This is a genomic window from Thermus tenuipuniceus (assembly GCF_002964845.1).
Classification (GTDB): Bacteria; Deinococcota; Deinococci; order Deinococcales; family Thermaceae; genus Thermus; species Thermus tenuipuniceus.
Genome location: NZ_PRDA01000003.1, coordinates 1 through 17,184 on the forward strand (window position 1 = coordinate 1; position 17,184 = coordinate 17,184).

Consider the following 17,184-nt stretch of genomic DNA (forward strand, 5'->3'; position numbering starts at 1 on the left):
CAGTTCCCGCAGCCGGGCGTCTTCCTCAGGGGTCAGGTGAACACGCAGAGGGGCTGGCATGGGACGATTATAATGCGCGGGCACTTAGCCGGTATAGGGGCCCTGGTGCTGGGCTCCCTGGCCCTAAAAGGTGGGGCCTTGGCCCAGGCGGGTGCACAGCTTCCCCCGGAACTGGACACCCCTTACATCCGCGACCTGGCGCAGAAAGCCCGGGCGGAGGGCGGGGTCATCAACAGCTACGGCATGCCCAACGACTGGGCTAACTACGGGGGCATCTACGCCGAGTTCCAGCGGCTTTTCGGCATCCGCCAGCAGGACATCGACATGGGTAGCGCCGTGGTCTTGGCCCGCATGCGGGAGGAGAAGGCCAGCAAAAACGACGTGGCCGATCTGAAGCCGGCCTTCGCCATGACCCTGGCGGAGGAAGGGCTCACCTTGCCCTACAAGGTCACCTCCTGGAATGCCCTTCCAGAAGGGCAGAAGGGCGTGGGCAAGGACGGCTCCGCCTGGTACACAGGGTACAAGGGCACCCTGGGTTGGATCGTGAACACCCGGCTGGTCAAGAAGGTGCCCAGAACCTGGAAGGAACTGGAAAGCCCCGAGTACAAGGGCCTGATCCAGTACATGGACCCAAGGGCCACCGGCACCGGGGTAGCCACCATCATGAGCGCCGCCTACGCCCTCAGCGGGGATCCCTACAACTACAAGGCAGGGGTGGACTTCTTTGCCAGGCTTCACAAGCTGGGGGTGATCGGGGCGGTGGAGGCCAAGGTGACCACCGCCAAGTTTGAGCGGGGCGAGGTGGGGATCTTCATCAACTACGACTACAACCTCCTGGCCTGGAAGGAGCGCTTCCCCTTCCCCACGGAGGTGGTGATCCCCCAGGACGGCACCTTGGCCAACGGGGGAGGGATCGTTGCCGCCCGCAACGCCCCCCACCCCAACACCGCAAGGCTCTTCCTGGAGTTCATCTTCTCCAAGTACGGGCAAAGCCTCTTCGCCAAGGCCTTTGTGTCCCCCATTCGTCCCGACGTGGAGCTGCCCAAGGACATAGCGGCCAAGTACCCGCCCAAGAGCGCCTACGCCAAGGTGAAGTTCGTGGACTACAAGCGGGAGGAGGCGGTTTCCGAGGCCCTGCAGAAGTACTACGGGGAGACCATCCGTTAGGGGGTGACGGGTGCGCGGCGAGCGCTTCCTGCTCCTCCCCGGGCTTCTCTTTCTCCTCCTCTTCTTCGGCTATCCCCTCTTTTCCATCGCGGAGCGGAGCCTCGCCGCCCCCGAGGGCCTGACCCTGGCCCGGTACGCCAAGGCCCTCGCGGCTCCCGCCTACCTGGAGGCCTGGCGGAACTCGGTGGTCTTTGCCACCCTGTCCACCCTGGTGGCCGCCCTGGGCGGTCTTTTCCTCGCCTACTGGACCAGCAAGCTTCCCCTTCGGTGGAAGGGGTTTTTGATGAGCCTCTACGCCATCCCCGTCTCCCTGTCCGGATTGGTGGTGGCCTTCGGCTTCATCGTGCTTCTGGGAAGGAATGGGGTGCTGAACCAGATTTTTGCCTCCTTAGGGTGGCCCCGGTTTGACCTCTACTCCTGGGCGGGGTTGTTCTCGGTGTTTCCCTTCTACAACATCCCCCTCTTCGCCCTTGCCCTCATGCCCCTCCTGGAGAGCGTGGGCCGGAGCCTGATGGAGGCCGCCCGGGCCTCGGGAGCCACGCCTTTCCAGGCCTGGGTACGGGTCCTCCTGCCCGCCCTGATGCCGGGGATCCTGGCGGGTAGCAGCCTCGTCTTCGCCGGGATGATGGGGGCCTTCGGCACGGCCCTGGCCCTCACGGGCTTTGCCAAGAACCTCCTCTCCTTGCAGATCTACAGCCTGGTGGCGGAGAGCACCTTTGACCTGCCCCTGGCCGCCGCCTTGTCCGTGGTCCTCATGGCCTCCACGGGGGTGGGGCTGTATCTGCTCGCCCTTTGGGAAAGGAGGTACCGGCGATGAGGGGGCTGGGCTGGCTATTCTTTGCCTTCCTCCTCCTTTACCTCATTCTGCCCATGCTGGCCCCGGTGGTCTACTCCTTCAGCCGCATGTGGCTGGACGTGCTTCCCCAGGGATTCACCCTGGACTGGTATGCCCGGATCGCCAGGGATCCCAAGTACGTGGAGGCGGGCCTCCTCTCCCTGCGGATTGCCCTCATGGCGGTGGCCACCAACATCGTGGTGGGGGTGCCCACCGCCTACGCGGCCTACACCTGGGCGGGGCGGGCGGGGGAAGGGCTGAGGCGGCTTTTGCAGGTTTTGCCCCTTCTGGTACCCCCCCTGGTGGTGGGCCTGGGGTTTCTCCTGGCCTTTAACCGCCCACCCCTCTCCCTGTCGGGAACCTTGTGGATCGTGGTGCTGGGGCATGCGGCCTTGGGGTTTCCCTTCTTCTTCCGCACGGTGTACGCGGGGTTGGCGGGCCTCGAGGTGGGCCTCCTCATGGAGGCGGCGCGGGCCTCGGGGGCGGGGCTTTGGGCCAGGCTCCGGTACGTGCTGGTGCCGAACCTGGTGCCCGCCGTGCTCTCGGGAAGCCTGGTGGCCTTTGCCATCTCCATGGGGGAGTTTGAGATCACCAGCATGGTGGCGGGGTTTGGCACCATTACCCTGCCCCTCCTCCTCTTTCAGAGCCTGCGCGAGGACTTCCGGGCGGCCAGCGCCGTGGCGGCGGTCCTTCTCTACGTCACCCTTCTCGCCCTACTGGGCCTCACTTTCCTGAGGCGGCGCTAAGGAGTGTCGCCCACGGATTCGGGCTGGAGCGGCAGGCAGGTGCTGGGTGGAAGCAAGCCCTCAAACCAGTGGGTTTCCAGAGCACCGGATTCCCCTGGCCCGCACCCATCCCACCGGTCGAGGCCTACCACAAGGCCAGATACAGTTGGCAGAGGCCTAGACCCCTGCCGCCATGGCAGGGTCAGGGAGGCCCTGGGGAAAGCGAAGAAGGGGGTGGATCTGAATCCTCACCCGCTCCCCCACCCCCGCCTCGAGGCGCACCCAGGCCTCCCCCCATTCCAGCTGGACCCGGCAGAGAACCTCCCCCCTGAGCTCCCGCCGCTCCAGAACCAAGGCCTCCAGGCTGCCGCCCGGGCGCACCCACTCCTGCCGGAAGGCCAGGACCTCCCCCTCGATGTGGAAGACGTTGGCCCGGCCGAAGGCCAGGAAGCTCTCCAGGGAGTTGGGCCTTAGGTAAACCTCCTTGGGTGCTCCCACCTGGAGGAGACGTCCTTGGCTCATCACCCCCACCCGATCCGCCAGGAGCATGGCCTCCTCCGGGTCGTGGGTCACGTGGAGGGCGGTGGTTCCCCTTTCCTTAAGGAGGGTGCGCACCTCGAGGCGCAGCTCCTCCCTCAGCACCGGATCCAGGGCGCTGTAGGGCTCGTCCAAGAGGAGGAGCCGGGGCCTGCGGGCCAGGGCCCTGGCCAAGGCCACCCGTTGCCTTTGGCCGCCGGAGAGCTGGTGGGGGCGCTTATGGGAGTGATCCAGAAGGCCCACCCTTTCCAGAAGAGCCAGGGCCTCCCTGCGGTCGGGCCTTGGCATGACCAGGAGGAGGTGGTCCAGGGCAGTCAGGTGGGGCCAAAGCCCCTGGTCCTGGAAGACATAGCCCAGCTCCCGCCTCTCCGGGGGCAGGTGGGTGACCTCCCTCCCTGCCAGGAGGATCCGGCCCCGATCCGGGGCCAGGAGGCCCGCCACCAGGTTGAGGAGGGTGGTCTTGCCGCTTCCCGAGGCCCCCAGGAGCACGAACACCTCCCCCTCGAGGATCTCCAGGTCCACCCCCTCCACCCCTCCCCCCTGGGGGAAGCGCTTGGTGAGGTCCTCGAGGCGGATCATCGGGGCCTCCCCAAAAGGGCCAGGGCCGCCACGCCCATGAGGATCAGGCCCAAGGCGCTGGCCTCCCGGTAAAGACCCCCGTTCAGGGCGGAGAGCACCGCCACCCCCACGGTCTCCGCCCCCGGGGCGTAGAGGAGGGCGGAGAGGGTGATCTCGGCAAAGGCCAGGGGGAAGATGAGGAGGGCCCCAGCGTAGAGGTAGGGGAGGAGGAGGGGGTACCCCAGCCGCCACCAGGCCCGCCCCGGGGAGAGGCCGTGCACCCGTCCCGCCAGCACCGCGCCCTCCACCCCTGGCCCCCCCTCCAGGGCCCTTAGGGCTAAGGCGGCGAAGTGGAGCAGATAGGCCAGGAGGAGGAGCCAGGGGGTGCCGTAGAGGGGGGTGGGGGCCAGGAGAAGGATGAGCCCAACCCCCAGGAGGGTGCCCGGGAGGAGGTAGTGGATGTCCAGCACCCCACGAATCCCCTTCGAGAGGCGGGGGAAGGGCCTTAGGGCCAGGCCCAGGAGCAGGAGGAGGCCGGTGGCCACCAGGGCCAGCAGTAGGGAGTTGCGAAGCCCCTTCTGCACCAGGGGCAGGCCCAGGGCCTGGGCGAAGGCGGGATCCCACCGACCCGTGTAGGGGTTCTGCAGGGCCTCCCGCAGGAGGCCCAGGAGCACCAGGGCCAGGGCCGCCACGCTGTAGAGGGCGAAAAGAAGCCGGTAGAGGGGTCTGGAAGGGGGCAGGAGGGGCTCCTTGGCCTCCAGGAGGGGGTTTTGCGTCAGAAGCACCGCCGGCAGGGCCAGGAGGGCTAGCCAAAGGCCCAGGGCGGCCGCCTCCCCCAGGGGGTCCTGGGCCACGGGGCTCAGCAGGCGGGCGTAGGCCAGGGTGGGAAGCACGTACACCCGTTCGGGTAGCCCCAGGACCGCCGGCACCCCGAAGTTCCCCAAAAGGGCCAGGTACAGGGTGCCCCCCACAACCAGAAGAGGGGGGAACAGGGGTGGGAGGAAGGCCCTCAGGGCCCTTAGGCCCGTGGCCCCGTGGACCCGGGCCGTGGTCAGGAGGCCTAGGGCGAGGCCCACCTGGGGCTTGAGAAGGAGGTAGGCCAGGGGGGCGTAGTGGAGGGTCCAGGCCAGGAGGATTCCCGGCACCCCCTGGATCCGCACCCCCAGGGTCCCCAGGCTGAAGAGCAACCCCATCCCGGTCACGAAGGGAGGGACCAGGTACCCCAAAAGGAGAAGGGCCTCCCACCCCCCCGCCACCCTTCCTGCCCGGCCCAACACGGCCAGGTTCAAGGCCAGGAACAGGGTAAGGAGGGTTCCCAGGCCTGCCAGGACCAGGCTGAAAAGGATTACGTCCAGGTCGCGCCCGGTGCTGGGGAAATGAGGCAACCCCCGGACGAAGAGCACCAGGAAGGGGAAGGCAAGGGCCAGGGCCAGGGGAAGGTGCCAGGGGAAGGAGAGGGAGCGGGAAAACCCGGGTCGTGTCATCGCCTGAGCCCGAAAAGGGCGTTGAACCGGGACAGGGTTTCAGGATCGGCAAAGCGGGCCCGGATGCCCACCACCTGGGGCGGGCTTCCCTTGGGTTTGGGGGCGCCGGGCATCACCGGGTAGTACCCCCTTTCCGTAAAGAGGCGCTGGGCTTCCGGGGAGAGGAGGAAGAGGAGGAAGCGGGTGGCCAGCTCCGGATTTTTGCTCCAGGAGGTGACGGCGATGGGGGTGGGCACCAGGATGGCCCCATCCCGGGGGTATACGGTGGCCAGGGGCGCTCCCTTGGCTACCTCCTGGCGCACCCCGAAATCCGTGGTGATGGCGAGGCCGTACTCGCCGCGGGCCAGCTTCTGCTGCAGGACGGGGTTGGACTGCTCGATGCGCATCCCCCCCGCCCTCAGGGTCTCGAAAAAGCCGAAGCCCAGACGTTGGGAAAGGGTTCCAAGGGTGGCCAGGGCCGCCCCGGAGAAGTTGGGGTCCGGCATGGCCAGAAGGCTCGGGAAGGGGGGCTTGAGGAGATCCCTCCAGGAAGCGGGGACCTCCCGCACCCGCTGGGTGTTCACGGCGATCACGTTGTACAGGAGGCGCACCTCGTAGTAGAGGCCGCCCCCGTGGGCGAACTGCACGGGATATCCCGGGACCGTGGGGGGAATGCGGCGCAAAAGGCCTTTGCCCGCCAGCTCCCGGAGGAAGTCCTCGTTGGCGAACCAGAGCAGGTCGGGCTGAGGGTTGCCCGCCTCAAGCTCCGCCCGGAGCTTGGCCACCACCTCCCCGGTACCCGAGCGGAATACCTGGACCTGCACCTCTGGGTTCTGGGCCCGGAAGGCCCCCACCAGGGCGTTCACGTCCGCCAGGATCTCGGAGGTGTAGAGGGTAAGGGTACCCCCCTGGGCCAGCCCCACGCTTAGAGCCATACCCGCCAGGATCAGGAGCCGCTTCATGGCTCCCTGAGCCTAAGGGGCCCAGGTCAGGAAAAGGTCAAGGGAGGCCCAGTGGGCCTCCCAAAGACCCACGAGGGGATCACCTGCAGAAGGGCTTCAGGGCCTCGTCCACCCGGCGCTGGGCCTCGCGGGTGGCCTCCCGCGCCTCCTTGCGGCCCAGGACCACCGCCTGCTCCGCCTCGGCGATGATGTCCTTCACCTGTTGCAGGTTATAGACGGGAAGCTCCGCCTTGGCGTAGGCCAGCTGCTCCCGGGCGGTGAGGGCCTGGGGCCACTGCCGCACGTAATCCCGCATGAGGGGCAGGTTCCAGCTGGACCTCCGGGCTGCCACATAGCCCGAGTCGATGGACCAGCGGGCCTGCAGCTCGGGGCTGGTCATGAACTTGATAAAGCGCAGGGTGGCCTCCCGCTTGGCGGGATCCGACCCCTTGAAGAGGTAAAAATTGGCCCCGCCCGTGGGTACCCCATAGCGCACCAGCTTGGGCTGGAAGGCGGTGCCGAAGGGGAAGCGGGCGTTGGTGCGGATGAAACCCAAGGACCCAGTGGAGTGGTAGATCATGGCCACCTTGCCGGCGGCGAAGTCCCCGGGGGTGGTACCCCAGGCGATGACCCCTTCCGGGCTCACCCCGTGCTTCCTCGCCAGGTCCGCCTTGAACTGCATGGCCCTGCGCACGGGCTCGGTGTCCACCAGGACCTTGCACCCCTTGCCGGCCGGGTCGTAGAGGAGGCCCCCCGCCTGGATGACCAACCCCTCCAGCAACCACGTGGAGCGGTCCTCCGTGGGGATGGCCACCCCGTAGCGGACCACCCGGCCCTGGGCGTCCCGCTTGGTGAGGCGCTTGGCGTACTCCACCAGCTCCTCCCAGGTGGCGGGGGGCTTTTCCGGGTCCAGGCCGGCCTCCCGGAAGGCGTCCTTGTTGTAGTAGAGGATCGGGGTGGAGCGCTGGAAGGGGAGGCTCCAGACCTTACCGTCCAGGGTGGAGTTCATCATGAAGGCGGGAAAGAAGTCTTGGACCGCTTTTTTCAGCTCGGGATCCCGGGCGATATAGGGGTCGAAGGGTTCGATGGCGTCCATGGCCAAGAAGGTGTGGAGCTGCTGGGAAAGGAGGATGGCGGTGTCCGGAGGGTTCCCCGCCCGGATGGCCGCCACCACCTTGGCCTGGTTCTCCTCGTAGTTGCCCCCGAAGACGGTGTTCACCCGTATCTGGGGGTTCTGCTTCTCGAAGTCACTGACGTAGCTTTCGATGAACCGGGCCAAGGGACCTGCCACTCCCACCGGGTAGTAGAAGGTGATGGTGGTCTGCTGGCCGAGACCCAGACCTAGGAGCACCCACAATCCGATGCCGATCCCCTTCATGTTCATGCGACCTCACCTCCTTAGCCTTTCAACCCGCTTCGGGTGAAGGCCTCCACGAAACCCCTCTGGAAGAGGAGGAATCCGAGGACCATGGGCAGGGCCACCAGAATGGCCCCGGCGGCGATAAGGCCCCACTCCATACCGCTTTCCGCTGAGCGGGCGAAGCTGGCGAAGCCCAGGGAAAGCACCCGCTTTTCCGGGCTCTGGATCACCACCAGAGGCCAGAGGAACTCGTTCCAATGGTAGACCAGGCTCACCAGGGAGAAGGCGGCCAGGTGGGGCCGGACCAGGGGCAGGAGGACCCTCCACAGGATCTGCCAGGAGGTGGCTCCGTCCACCTGGGCTGCCTCGATGAGCTCCCTGGGGATCTGCAGGAATCCCTGGCGGAGAAGGAAGGCCCCCGTGGCCGAGGCCACGTAGGGGAGGGCCAGGGCGGTAAGCGTATCGCTGAGCCCCAGCTTGTGGATGAGGATGTAGTTGGGGAGGATTAGGGCGGAGGCGGGCAGGAAGAGCTGGGCCAGGATTAGGTAGAAGGGGCCATTTCTTCCCCGGGCCTTCAGGTGGGCCAGGGCGAAGCCCGCCGTGGTGACGGTGAAGAGCTGGACGAGGAGAAGCCCGAAGGTAAACAACATCGTATTCCCGTAGAGACGGGGAAAGTCCGCCGCCTGCCAGGCCAGGCGGAAGTTCTCCAGGGTAAGGGTGCCCAGCTGGCCCCGGTTGAGGTCGGCGGTGGGGGTGAAGGCGGCAATCAGGGTAAAGGTGGCGATGAGGAGGAAGGGTAGGGACGCGAGAAGGGCGGGCACCTCCCGGAGGAAGGAGGCGGCCCTGGCCAGCCGCTTCCTGGTCCTGGCCAGGGGCAGGGCTTGCCTACCCGTCATAGTGCACCCCCCTTTCCAGCCTGGGCAGGGCCAGAAGGGCCAGGGCGGTGAGGGCCGTGAGCAGGACCAGGGTCAAGGCCCCCGCCTGCGGGAAGTCGAAGTACTCAAAGCCCAGGGTGTAGACCCGGTAGAGGAGGTGGTCCGTGGCCCCCACCGGGCCCCCCTTGGTGAGGATGAAGATGTGGTCCACGTTGCGGAGGGCCCCCAGGGTGGCCATGATTCCCACGAAGAAGGTGGTGGGAGAGAGCAAGGGCAGGGTGATGCGGAAGAAGGTGGCCAGGCGGCCTGCCCCGTCCACCCGGGCCGCCTCGAGGACCTCCTTGGGCAGGGCCTGGAGGCCGGCCAGGTAGTAGAGCATGTACAGGCCGGCGTCCTTCAGCACGCCCACCAGGACCACGGCGAGAAAGGCCCCCACGGGGTCCCCCAAGGGGTTTTGCAGGCCCAGCCAGCGGAGAAGGCCCTGGAGGGAGCCCAGGGGGTTCAGGAGGTAGAGGAAGACCGCGGCGAAGGCCACCGTGGGCAGGATCACCGGGTGGAAGATCAGGGCCCTGGCCAGAAGTCGGAGCCGGGAGGTTCCTTCCACGGCCACGGCCGCCAAGAGGCCCAGCCCCACGGATAGGGGCACGGCCAGCAGGGTGTAGAGCGCGGTAACCCGCAAGGCGTTGAGGTTCTCCTGTTGGAAGAGGGATCCTAAAGCGCTTATCCCCTCCAGGGCAGCTACCCCAAAGGGCAGATAGGTAAAGGCCACCAGGAAGACCAGGGTGGGAAGGAGGAAGATCCCGACGCTCCGCATCCAGGCTGATGCTAACCGGGGCCAGTCAGGTAAAAGTCAAGGGCAAGGCTTGGGGGAACCCGGTTGGCGAGAACAAGGGCGCCCTCCGGAAGGGGAGCTGGAAGGGGAAAAGGTCCTGGTAGCCGACGGCAAGGTCCTGCGGGGAAGCGGCAAGGGCAAGAGCCCCCAGGTGCACCTGGTGGAGGCATGGGCCCTTGCCCTGGGGCGGACCCTGGCCCAGGCCAGGGCGGAGGGGAGGGAGGATAGGGCTCTTCTGGAGCTTTTGGAACGCCTGGGGGCCGAGGGGCTCTTAGGGAAGGTGGTGGTGGGGGATGCAGGCTTCCTGTACCCCGAGGTGGCCCGCTAGGTGGGGGCAAAGGGGGGAGTACCTTTTGGTCCTGAAGGGGAACCAGGGGAAGCTTTTGGGGTGGGTGCGGGAGGATGCTTTTCAGGTGCGGGGGCGAGGTGCTGGCGGTGTTGCGGGCGCATTGGGTGTCGTGGCTAAACCCCAAAGGGGTTCGTCGGAAGGAGGCGGCCTTGGAGGCTTTCTCCTTCAACCCCCTGGCTGCCCTGCGGTTCTTGGGGCTTCATGCGGTATGGCGGTCAAGTCCGGGCTCAAGGATGGCCCATTCCTCATCGCTGAGGTCGCTGGGGTAAGATGTGCGTGTCCTCTGCACCCTTCAGGGATACAAGACTTTTACAACAGCCTCTCAAATGGGTCATGGTATAACGTGGTATAAAGTCATAGACTATGGGTATGGGGCAGAAAAAGAACAAGACTAACGCAAGTGCTACCAACGGCCTTACCAACAGCACTATCGTGGGCTACGAACCTCAGCTCTGGCAAGCGGCCAACACCCTTCGCGGTTCCATGGACGCTGCCGAGTACAAACATGTGGTTCTGGGGTTGATTTTTTTGAAATATGTCTCGGATGTATTTGAAGAGCATTATCTTCGGCTTAAGAATACCCCGTACGCAGACCCCGAAGATCCCGATGAGTATCGCGCCGAAAACATTTTCTGGGTTCCCCAAGAAGCACGTTGGGACAGACTTAAGGCGAATGCCCGACAACCCAATATCGGCCAGTTGGTGGACCAAGCTATGGACGCCATCGAACGGGAGAACCCAACTCTTAGGGGAGTGCTCCCTAAAGATTACGCTCGTTCTTCCCTGGATCAGGGACGGCTGGGTGAGCTGATCGACCGCATTACCAACATCCAGGTGGGCGGCGATGAAGCCCGGGCTCAGGATGTACTGGGCCGCGTCTATGAATACTTCCTTAGCCAATTTGCCAGCGCCGAGGGCAAGAAGGGGGGCGAGTTCTACACACCCGCCTCCGTGGTCAAGTTACTGGTGGAGATGCTTGAGCCTTTCCAGGGCCGAGTGTACGACCCTTGCTGTGGTTCGGGAGGTATGTTTGTACAGTCCGTGAAATTCATAGAAGCCCACGCTACGGGTAATGGGAATGGAGGCCGGGCTCGTTCCCAGATCAGCATCTACGGTCAAGAGCTTAACTACACCACGTGGCGCCTGGCCAGGATGAATCTGGCCATCCGGGGTATTGACGGGCGTATTGAACAAGGTGACACCCTCCACAACGATCGCTTTCCCGACCTCAAGGCGGACTACATTCTGGCCAACCCACCTTTCAACATGAAGAGTTGGGGCGGTGAACACCTGCGGGAGGACAAACGATGGAAGTACGGCGTGCCACCCGTAAGTAACGCCAACTTTGCTTGGGTACAGCACATCATTTATCACCTATCACCCACCGGTTATGCTGGCTTTGTTCTCGCCAACGGCTCGATGTCGTCCAACCAGTCCGGGGAGGGTGAGATTCGCAAGCACATCATTGAGGCCGACCTGGTGGACTGCATGGTGGCGCTGCCAGACAAACTCTTTTATTCCACGCAGATTCCCGCGTCCTTGTGGTTCTTAGCGCGCGACAAGAGTGGGCGTCCTCCGGCGGGGCAAAGGAAAGCCCTGCGTGACCGCCGCGGGGAGGTGCTCTTCATCGATGCCCGCAAAATGGGCCGCATGGTGGACCGGACTCACCGGGAACTGACCGACGAAGAAATCCGGACGATCGCTCGCACCTACCACGCCTGGCGCGGCGAAACCGACGCCGGCGAGTACCAGGACATCCCCGGTTTCTGCAAGAGCGCCACACTGGAGGAGATCCGCAAGCACGGCTACGTGCTCACGCCTGGCCGCTACGTGGGTGCCGAGGTAAAGGATGACGATGACGAGCCGTTTGAGGAGAAGATGGCGCGGCTGGTGGCGCAATGGCGAGAGCAGCAGGCCGAGGCCGCGAGGCTCGATGAGGCGATTTGGCGGAATATCCGGGACCTAGGTTTCTGATGAACGTACCGTTTATTACAGAAAAAGAGCGCTTTCATACTCAACGCACCGTTGAATATGGAGAGTTTTTGAGGCCATGATAAACGCAGGCGATAACAAAGAGCAAAGAGCAGCGCGCAGGCGTTTACGTCCGCCAGCCGCAAGGCTACCGCGCGTTTATCCCCAAGCCGTTACCCCCGGACCCACCGGTTCAGCTAAGTGGTTCCTTGCAGACGCTGCTTTCCCAAGCCGGCTATGCCCTGGGGCGGCCCTTCGAGAGTTGAGCGAGGAAGTTACACCTCCAGAAGGTGTGCCTGCCGATGAATGGGATGTTATCGGTTTGCTCTGGTGGGCGGAGAAGTATCAGGGCGATAAAAAGCAGGCTTGGGAGCGTTTTAGCAGCATTGCCGAACGGATTGCGCTTGAGCCCGAGAACGCTTTGGATACGCAAAGAATTCTCAGAGAGCCAGAAATAGCAATGTTGTATGAGGCGTTAGTGGCTGAAACGAAGCATCCAGAACCGGCTCTTCTCTTTGATTATTTCCCTTTTCATCCGCGAATTCGAGAAGTGGCGAGAGACCACTTTATAAATCAGAAGTGTGTAGCGGCAGTGTTTGAGGCAACCAAGGCTCTTAATGAGTTGATACAGAATGTTTCTGGTGTAAACGACAAGAACGAAGCAGAGCTTGTCCAGGCAACGATGAAGCAGATTTCTGATCCTTCGAAATTGAAGATACGGTTCAATGACTTCCTGAATGAGGACTCTGGTAAGAATGAGCAGGCTGGTCTGGCGGCGATATGTGAGGGGATTTTTAAGGCATTTCGAAATCCCAAGGGGCATAAGGCTGAAACTCATCCTCTAGTTCAATTGGAACCTTATGAAGCACTGCAGCAGCTAATCACTATTAATTACATGATGATTCGAGTAGAGCGAGCGACTGCGCCTAAAAATCTGGAGGAGCACGGCTATGGCGGGTGAGTGGCGAGAGGTCTTTCTTTGGGACGTGGCGGAGTATATCAATGGACGTGCTACGAGACCCTCTGAATTGTGCGATGACGGAGTAGCCGTGATTAAAATAGCCGAGCTAAACCGGGGCATCACTGATCAGACGGATCGCATCCCCGCAGAGCTCGTGGAGGAGGAGCACTGGATCCAAGAGGGGGATCTTCTGTTTGCGTGGTCAGGCTCGGTTGGAGTCTACACGTACCGCGGTCCCAAAGCTGCGCTCAACCAACATATCTTCAAGGTCACGGCAAAACCGGGCTTTGATCAGGGATTTGTCCGTTATCTGCTGCTCTATCAGTTGCCGGTTTTTCAAAGATATGTGGAGGACAAGAAAACGACGATGGGTCACGTCACAGTGCGCGATCTACAGCGCATCAACGTTCGTGTCCCTCCCCTCCCCGAGCAGCGCGCCATTGCCCACATTCTCGGCACGCTGGACGACAAGATCGAGCTGAATCGGCGCATGAGCGAGACGCTGGAGGCGATGGCTCGGGCGATCTTCAAGGCTTGGTTCGTGGATTTCGAGCCCGTGCGCGCCAAGATGGAAGGGCGCTGGCGCAAGGGCCAATCGCTGCCCGGCCTGCCCGCCCACCTCTATGATCTCTTCCCCACCCGCCTCGTCCCCTCCGAACTCGGCGAGATCCCGGAGGGGTGGGGAGTGGGGGCGCTGGGTAAACTACTCGATCTTGCTTATGGCAGGGCACTCAAGGAAGACAACCGCAGGGCAGGGACCATACCTGTTTATGGCTCCAATGGCCAAGTCGGTTGGCATGACGAGGCGCTGGCCACTGGACCAGGAATCATTGTCGGCCGCAAGGGCAACCCAGGGATTGTGACTTGGGTGCCTACCGACTTTTTCGCCATCGATACCACGTTTTACGTTGTCCCGAAGGATACATGCCGGAGCTTCTATTTTCTTTTCTACGCCCTTGCCAATCATGACCTTCCGTCCCTCGCCGCCGACTCCGCCGTACCCGGCCTAAACCGTAACTTTGTCTACTCAAACTTGCAGATAATTCCACCGCCAGACGTGTTGGACGCGTTCGACCGACTGGTAAAGCCGCTCTTCGACAGGCAATACCAGAACGAGCGCGAATCCCGGACCCTCGCCGCCTTGCGGTATGCGCTGCTGCCCAAGCTCATCTCCGGCGAGTTGCGGGTGAAGGATGCGGAACGGTTTTTAAAGGAGAGGGGGCTATGAAGCGCGAGGCAAAGCTGCTCCTGGAGAAGGCGACGGACTCCCTGGTCCTCGCCATCGAGCTCTTCAACCGGCCGCACGACCGCGGGCGCGTCAGTAGCGTGCTCATCATGCTCGATCACGCCTTCTTCAAGCGCTACTCCCCGAGGGCGATCGACGCAATCAAGGAAGGTCTCAAGAAGGAGAGCGCCGACGAGATCTGGCGGATGCGCGGCGTAAAAGCCAAGAGGGGTGCAGTATGACCGCCTTTACCGAATCCGACGTCGAATCCGCCGCCCTCGCCTGGCTGGAGGCCATCGGCTGGCGGATCGCGCATGGCCCCGACATTGCGCCAAATCAGCTCCTCGCCGAGCGGCAAGACTATCGCGAGGTGGTGCTGAATCAACGGCTGCGGGATGCGCTCGCGCAGCTCAATCCGGACCTACCCAATGAGGCGCTGGAGGACGCCTTTCGCCGCCTGACGCATCTGGAAGGGGCCACGCTGGAGGCCCGGAACCGAGCCTTCCACCGGATGCTGGTGGATGGAGTCACGGTGGAATACCGGCGTCCGGACGGTCGCATTGCAGGCGCTCAGGTTCGCGTGTTGGATTTTGAGGACCCTGACCACAACGATTGGCTGGCAGTGAACCAGTTCACCGTCAGCGAGGGCCGCCATACCCGCCGCCCGGACATCCTCCTCTTCGTGAATGGCCTGCCCCTGGCCATCATCGAACTCAAGAACCCTGCCGATGAAGAGGCCACGATCTGGACGGCCTTCAATCAACTGCAGACCTATAAGGCTGAGCTCCCCACGCTCTTTGCCTTCAACGAACTTCTGGTCGTATCCGATGGCCTGGAAGCTCGCCTCGGGACCCTTACCGCCGGGCGGGAATGGTTCAAGCCCTGGCATACGATTAGCGGCGAAACGCTCGCCCCCACCACCATGCCGCAATTGGAGGTGGTGATCAAGGGGATCTTTGACAAGCGGCGCTTCCTCGATCTGGTGCGCGACTTCATCGTGTTCGAAGACGACGGCGGCGGCCGCCTGGTCAAGAAGATGGCCGGCTACCACCAGTTCCACGCCGTGCAGGTGGCCGTGGCAGAGACGCTGCGGGCGGCAGAGTTGGCACGAGGCGACCGCGTGGCCGAAGCCGGCGGCCGCTACGAGGCGGGACGGAAGCCCGGTGGCGAGCCCGGCGATCGGCGCATCGGCGTGGTCTGGCATACCCAAGGCTCGGGCAAGAGTCTGACGATGGTTTTTTACGCCGGCTGCATCATCCGCGAGCCGGCGATGGAGAACCCGACCATCGTCGTCCTCACCGACCGCAACGATCTCGATGACCAGCTATTCAGCACTTTCTCCCGATGTCAGGACCTCTTGCGCCAGCCGCCGGTACAAGCCGAGAGCCGGGCCCATCTGCGAGAACTCCTCTCCATACAAGCGGGTGGTGTGATATTTACCACGATTCAGAAGTTTTTGCCGGAAGAGAAAGGCGATCGGTACCCAACGCTTTCGGAGCGGCGAAACATCGTTGTCATCGCCGACGAGGCTCACCGCAGCCAGTATGACTTCATCGATGGTTTCGCTCGTCACATGCGCGACGCCTTGCCGAACGCCTCCTTTATCGCTTTTACGGGAACTCCCATTGAGCTGGCTGACCGTAACACCCGCGCGGTCTTTGGTGATTACATCAGTATTTACGACGTCCAACGTGCGGTGGAGGATGGGGCTGTGGTACCCATCTATTACGAAAGCCGCCTAGCGAAGCTCGACCTTCCAGAGGAGCTTAAACCCAGGATCGATGCGGAGTTTGAGGAAGTCACAGAAGGGGAAGAGGTCGAGCGTAAGGAGAGACTCAAGACCAAATGGGCCCAGTTGGAAGCAATTGTCGGATCGGAAAAACGTTTGAAGCTTGTCGCTGCTGATATTATAGATCACTTTGAGAAACGGTTAGAGGCTTTAGAAGGAAAAGCTATGGTTGTGTGCATGAGCCGCCGCATTTGTGTAGAGCTCTACCGTGAAATAACCAAACTGCGCCCTCAATGGCATGATGATGACGATGCCCGGGGAGAGATTAAGGTCATTATGACGGGTTCGGCGTCGGACCCGTTAGACTGGCAACCCCACATTAGGGACAAGCGCCGGCGCGAGCTTTTAGCAAAGCGGTTCCGAGACCCAAACGACCCTCTGAAGATGGTTATTGTCCGGGACATGTGGCTAACTGGTTTCGATGTTCCAAGCCTGCACACCATGTACCTGGACAAACCCATGCGGGGTCATAACCTTATGCAGGCTATCGCACGGGTCAACCGGGTCTTCCGCGACAAACCGGGTGGCTTAGTGGTGGACTACCTGGGGCTTGCTCAAGAACTCAAAGAGGCTTTAGCCACTTATGCAGATAGCGGTGGTAAGGGCCAAGCAGCCATTTCTCAGGAAGAGGCTGTGGTGCTTATGAAGGAAAAATTCGAGGTTTGTTGTAACCTCTTTTATGGCTTTGACTGGTCGGCGTGGAAGGGCGGAAATCCTCAGAAGAGGCTCTCGCTATTACCAGCTGCCCAGGAGCATATCCTTGCTCAAGAGAGCGGAAAGGACCGATTCTTGCAGGCTGTACGCGAGCTTTCGCGAGCCTTTTCACTGGCTGTGCCCCACGAGGAGGCGCTACGCATACGGGACGACTTAGCCTTTTTCCAGGCGGTGCGGGCCAGCTTGGTGAAGCGGATACCCGAGGAAGCCCGCACGGAGGAAGAACTGGATAATGCCATTAGGCAACTGGTATCCAAGGCTATTGTTCCCGAGGGGGTCACGGACATATTTGCATCTGCTGGTTTAAAGAAGCCCGATATTTCCATCCTATCTGATGAATTCTTAGCTGAAGTTCGCGATATGCCCCATAAAAACCTTGCTATAGAAGTTTTCCAACGTTTGCTCAAAGGGGAGATTCACCGTCTTCGGCAAAAAAACATTGTTCAGGCCCGCTCCTTTGCTGAGATGTTGGAGCGGACAATTCGCCGGTACCAGAACCGGGCGATCGAGGCGGCGCAGGTGATCGAGGAACTCCTTGCCCTAGCCAAGGAGATGCGGGAGGCCAACGCCCGGGGAGAGAAGCTGGGGCTGTCAGAGGAGGAGATCGCTTTTTATGATGCCTTGGAAACCAACGATAGCGCCGTAAAAGTGTTAGGCGATGAAACCCTGCGGACCATTGCTCGAGAGCTGGTCCAGGCGGTGCGCCAAAGCGTCTCCATAGACTGGGCCATCCGGGAGAACGTACGGGCTCAGATGCGAGTTATTATCAAGCGGATTCTTCGCAAGTATGGTTATCCCCCAGATAAACAGGAGAAAGCCGTGAAGACGGTTTTGGAACAGGCTGAGGCCTTGTCAGCGGTGTGGGTAGATTCCCAGGATTAG

General features: G+C 62.5%; 15 protein-coding genes. 9 read left to right on the forward strand and 6 right to left on the reverse strand.

The window, feature by feature from the left end; translation table 11 throughout:
• The first annotated feature begins 105 nt into the window (after positions 1–105).
• From C2847_RS06065 to C2847_RS06075, 3 genes are read left to right on the forward strand one after another with little or no spacing between them, the layout of a single operon-like run.
• Positions 106–1,167, forward strand: a complete 1,062-nt coding sequence (locus tag C2847_RS06065; RefSeq protein ID WP_164835650.1) for an extracellular solute-binding protein — start codon at positions 106–108, stop codon at positions 1,165–1,167.
• 10 nt (positions 1,168–1,177) lie between these two features.
• A complete protein-coding gene (locus C2847_RS06070) occupies positions 1,178–1,984 on the forward strand; it encodes an ABC transporter permease (protein WP_105317555.1) in 807 nt (268 codons plus the stop codon).
• Positions 1,981–2,748 carry an ABC transporter permease gene (locus C2847_RS06075; RefSeq protein ID WP_105317556.1) on the forward strand — a complete coding sequence of 256 codons (768 nt, stop codon included), beginning with the start codon at positions 1,981–1,983 and terminating at the stop codon, positions 2,746–2,748. Before C2847_RS06070 ends, C2847_RS06075 begins: the two co-directional genes overlap by 4 nt.
• 156 nt (positions 2,749–2,904) lie before the next feature.
• Here the strand turns inward: C2847_RS06075 and C2847_RS06080 are convergent, their stop codons facing one another.
• The 6 genes from C2847_RS06080 to C2847_RS06105 all read right to left on the reverse strand — a co-directional run bounded on the left by C2847_RS06080 (position 2,905) and on the right by C2847_RS06105 (position 9,275).
• Positions 2,905–3,843, reverse strand: a complete 939-nt coding sequence (locus C2847_RS06080; RefSeq protein WP_105317557.1) for an ABC transporter ATP-binding protein — start codon at positions 3,841–3,843, stop codon at positions 2,905–2,907.
• Positions 3,840–5,306 (reverse strand): ABC transporter permease subunit, encoded by a 1,467-nt coding sequence (locus C2847_RS06085; protein WP_105317558.1) that lies wholly within the window; start codon positions 5,304–5,306, stop codon positions 3,840–3,842. Before C2847_RS06085 ends, C2847_RS06080 begins: the two co-directional genes overlap by 4 nt.
• On the reverse strand, positions 5,303–6,247 hold the full coding sequence (locus C2847_RS06090; protein WP_105317559.1) for an ABC transporter substrate-binding protein: 945 nt from the start codon (positions 6,245–6,247) through the stop codon (positions 5,303–5,305). Before C2847_RS06090 ends, C2847_RS06085 begins: the two co-directional genes overlap by 4 nt.
• Positions 6,248–6,326: 79 nt before the next feature.
• Complete coding sequence (locus tag C2847_RS06095) at positions 6,327–7,610, reverse strand: ABC transporter substrate-binding protein (RefSeq protein ID WP_105317560.1); 1,284 nt, start codon at positions 7,608–7,610, stop codon at positions 6,327–6,329.
• 14 nt (positions 7,611–7,624) lie between these two features.
• A complete protein-coding gene (locus C2847_RS06100) occupies positions 7,625–8,482 on the reverse strand; it encodes a carbohydrate ABC transporter permease (protein WP_105317561.1) in 858 nt (285 codons plus the stop codon).
• Positions 8,472–9,275 (reverse strand): carbohydrate ABC transporter permease, encoded by an 804-nt coding sequence (locus C2847_RS06105; protein ID WP_105317562.1) that lies wholly within the window; start codon positions 9,273–9,275, stop codon positions 8,472–8,474. Before C2847_RS06105 ends, C2847_RS06100 begins: the two co-directional genes overlap by 11 nt.
• Before the next feature lie 49 nt (positions 9,276–9,324).
• On the opposite strand from C2847_RS06105, the gene C2847_RS06110 reads away from it, so the two are divergent.
• From C2847_RS06110 to C2847_RS06145, 6 genes are all read left to right on the forward strand, one after another.
• Complete coding sequence (locus C2847_RS06110) at positions 9,325–9,621, forward strand: hypothetical protein (protein ID WP_244187370.1); 297 nt, start codon at positions 9,325–9,327, stop codon at positions 9,619–9,621.
• Between the two features lie 390 nt (positions 9,622–10,011).
• The gene (locus tag C2847_RS06120; RefSeq protein WP_105317662.1) at positions 10,012–11,616 is read left to right on the forward strand and encodes a class I SAM-dependent DNA methyltransferase; all 1,605 of its coding nucleotides are present in this window, start codon (positions 10,012–10,014) and stop codon (positions 11,614–11,616) included.
• Between the two features lie 289 nt (positions 11,617–11,905).
• The gene (locus C2847_RS06130; protein ID WP_105317563.1) at positions 11,906–12,574 is read left to right on the forward strand and encodes a TIGR02391 family protein; all 669 of its coding nucleotides are present in this window, start codon (positions 11,906–11,908) and stop codon (positions 12,572–12,574) included.
• On the forward strand, positions 12,564–13,802 hold the full coding sequence (locus C2847_RS06135) for a restriction endonuclease subunit S (protein ID WP_105317564.1): 1,239 nt from the start codon (positions 12,564–12,566) through the stop codon (positions 13,800–13,802). Before C2847_RS06130 ends, C2847_RS06135 begins: the two co-directional genes overlap by 11 nt.
• Positions 13,799–14,041, forward strand: coding sequence for a hypothetical protein (locus C2847_RS06140; protein WP_105317565.1), 243 nt, complete (start codon positions 13,799–13,801; stop codon positions 14,039–14,041). The genes C2847_RS06135 and C2847_RS06140 overlap by 4 nt, the downstream gene beginning before the upstream one ends.
• Positions 14,038–17,184, forward strand: a complete 3,147-nt coding sequence (locus C2847_RS06145; RefSeq protein WP_105317566.1) for a type I restriction endonuclease subunit R — start codon at positions 14,038–14,040, stop codon at positions 17,182–17,184. The genes C2847_RS06140 and C2847_RS06145 overlap by 4 nt, the downstream gene beginning before the upstream one ends.

Coding starts and splice junctions, on each gene's coding strand:
- C2847_RS06095 (WP_105317560.1), bottom strand. CDS start 7,610: ATGAACATGAAGGGGATCGGCATCGGATTGTGGGTGCTCCTAGGTCTG.
- C2847_RS06145 (WP_105317566.1), top strand. CDS start 14,038: ATGACCGCCTTTACCGAATCCGACGTCGAATCCGCCGCCCTCGCCTGG.
- C2847_RS06135 (WP_105317564.1), top strand. CDS start 12,564: ATGGCGGGTGAGTGGCGAGAGGTCTTTCTTTGGGACGTGGCGGAGTAT.
- C2847_RS06090 (WP_105317559.1), bottom strand. CDS start 6,247: ATGAAGCGGCTCCTGATCCTGGCGGGTATGGCTCTAAGCGTGGGGCTG.
- C2847_RS06105 (WP_105317562.1), bottom strand. CDS start 9,275: ATGCGGAGCGTCGGGATCTTCCTCCTTCCCACCCTGGTCTTCCTGGTG.
- C2847_RS06140 (WP_105317565.1), top strand. CDS start 13,799: ATGAAGCGCGAGGCAAAGCTGCTCCTGGAGAAGGCGACGGACTCCCTG.
- C2847_RS06080 (WP_105317557.1), bottom strand. CDS start 3,843: ATGATCCGCCTCGAGGACCTCACCAAGCGCTTCCCCCAGGGGGGAGGG.
- C2847_RS06085 (WP_105317558.1), bottom strand. CDS start 5,306: ATGACACGACCCGGGTTTTCCCGCTCCCTCTCCTTCCCCTGGCACCTT.
- C2847_RS06100 (WP_105317561.1), bottom strand. CDS start 8,482: ATGACGGGTAGGCAAGCCCTGCCCCTGGCCAGGACCAGGAAGCGGCTG.
- C2847_RS06075 (WP_105317556.1), top strand. CDS start 1,981: ATGAGGGGGCTGGGCTGGCTATTCTTTGCCTTCCTCCTCCTTTACCTC.
- C2847_RS06120 (WP_105317662.1), top strand. CDS start 10,012: ATGGGGCAGAAAAAGAACAAGACTAACGCAAGTGCTACCAACGGCCTT.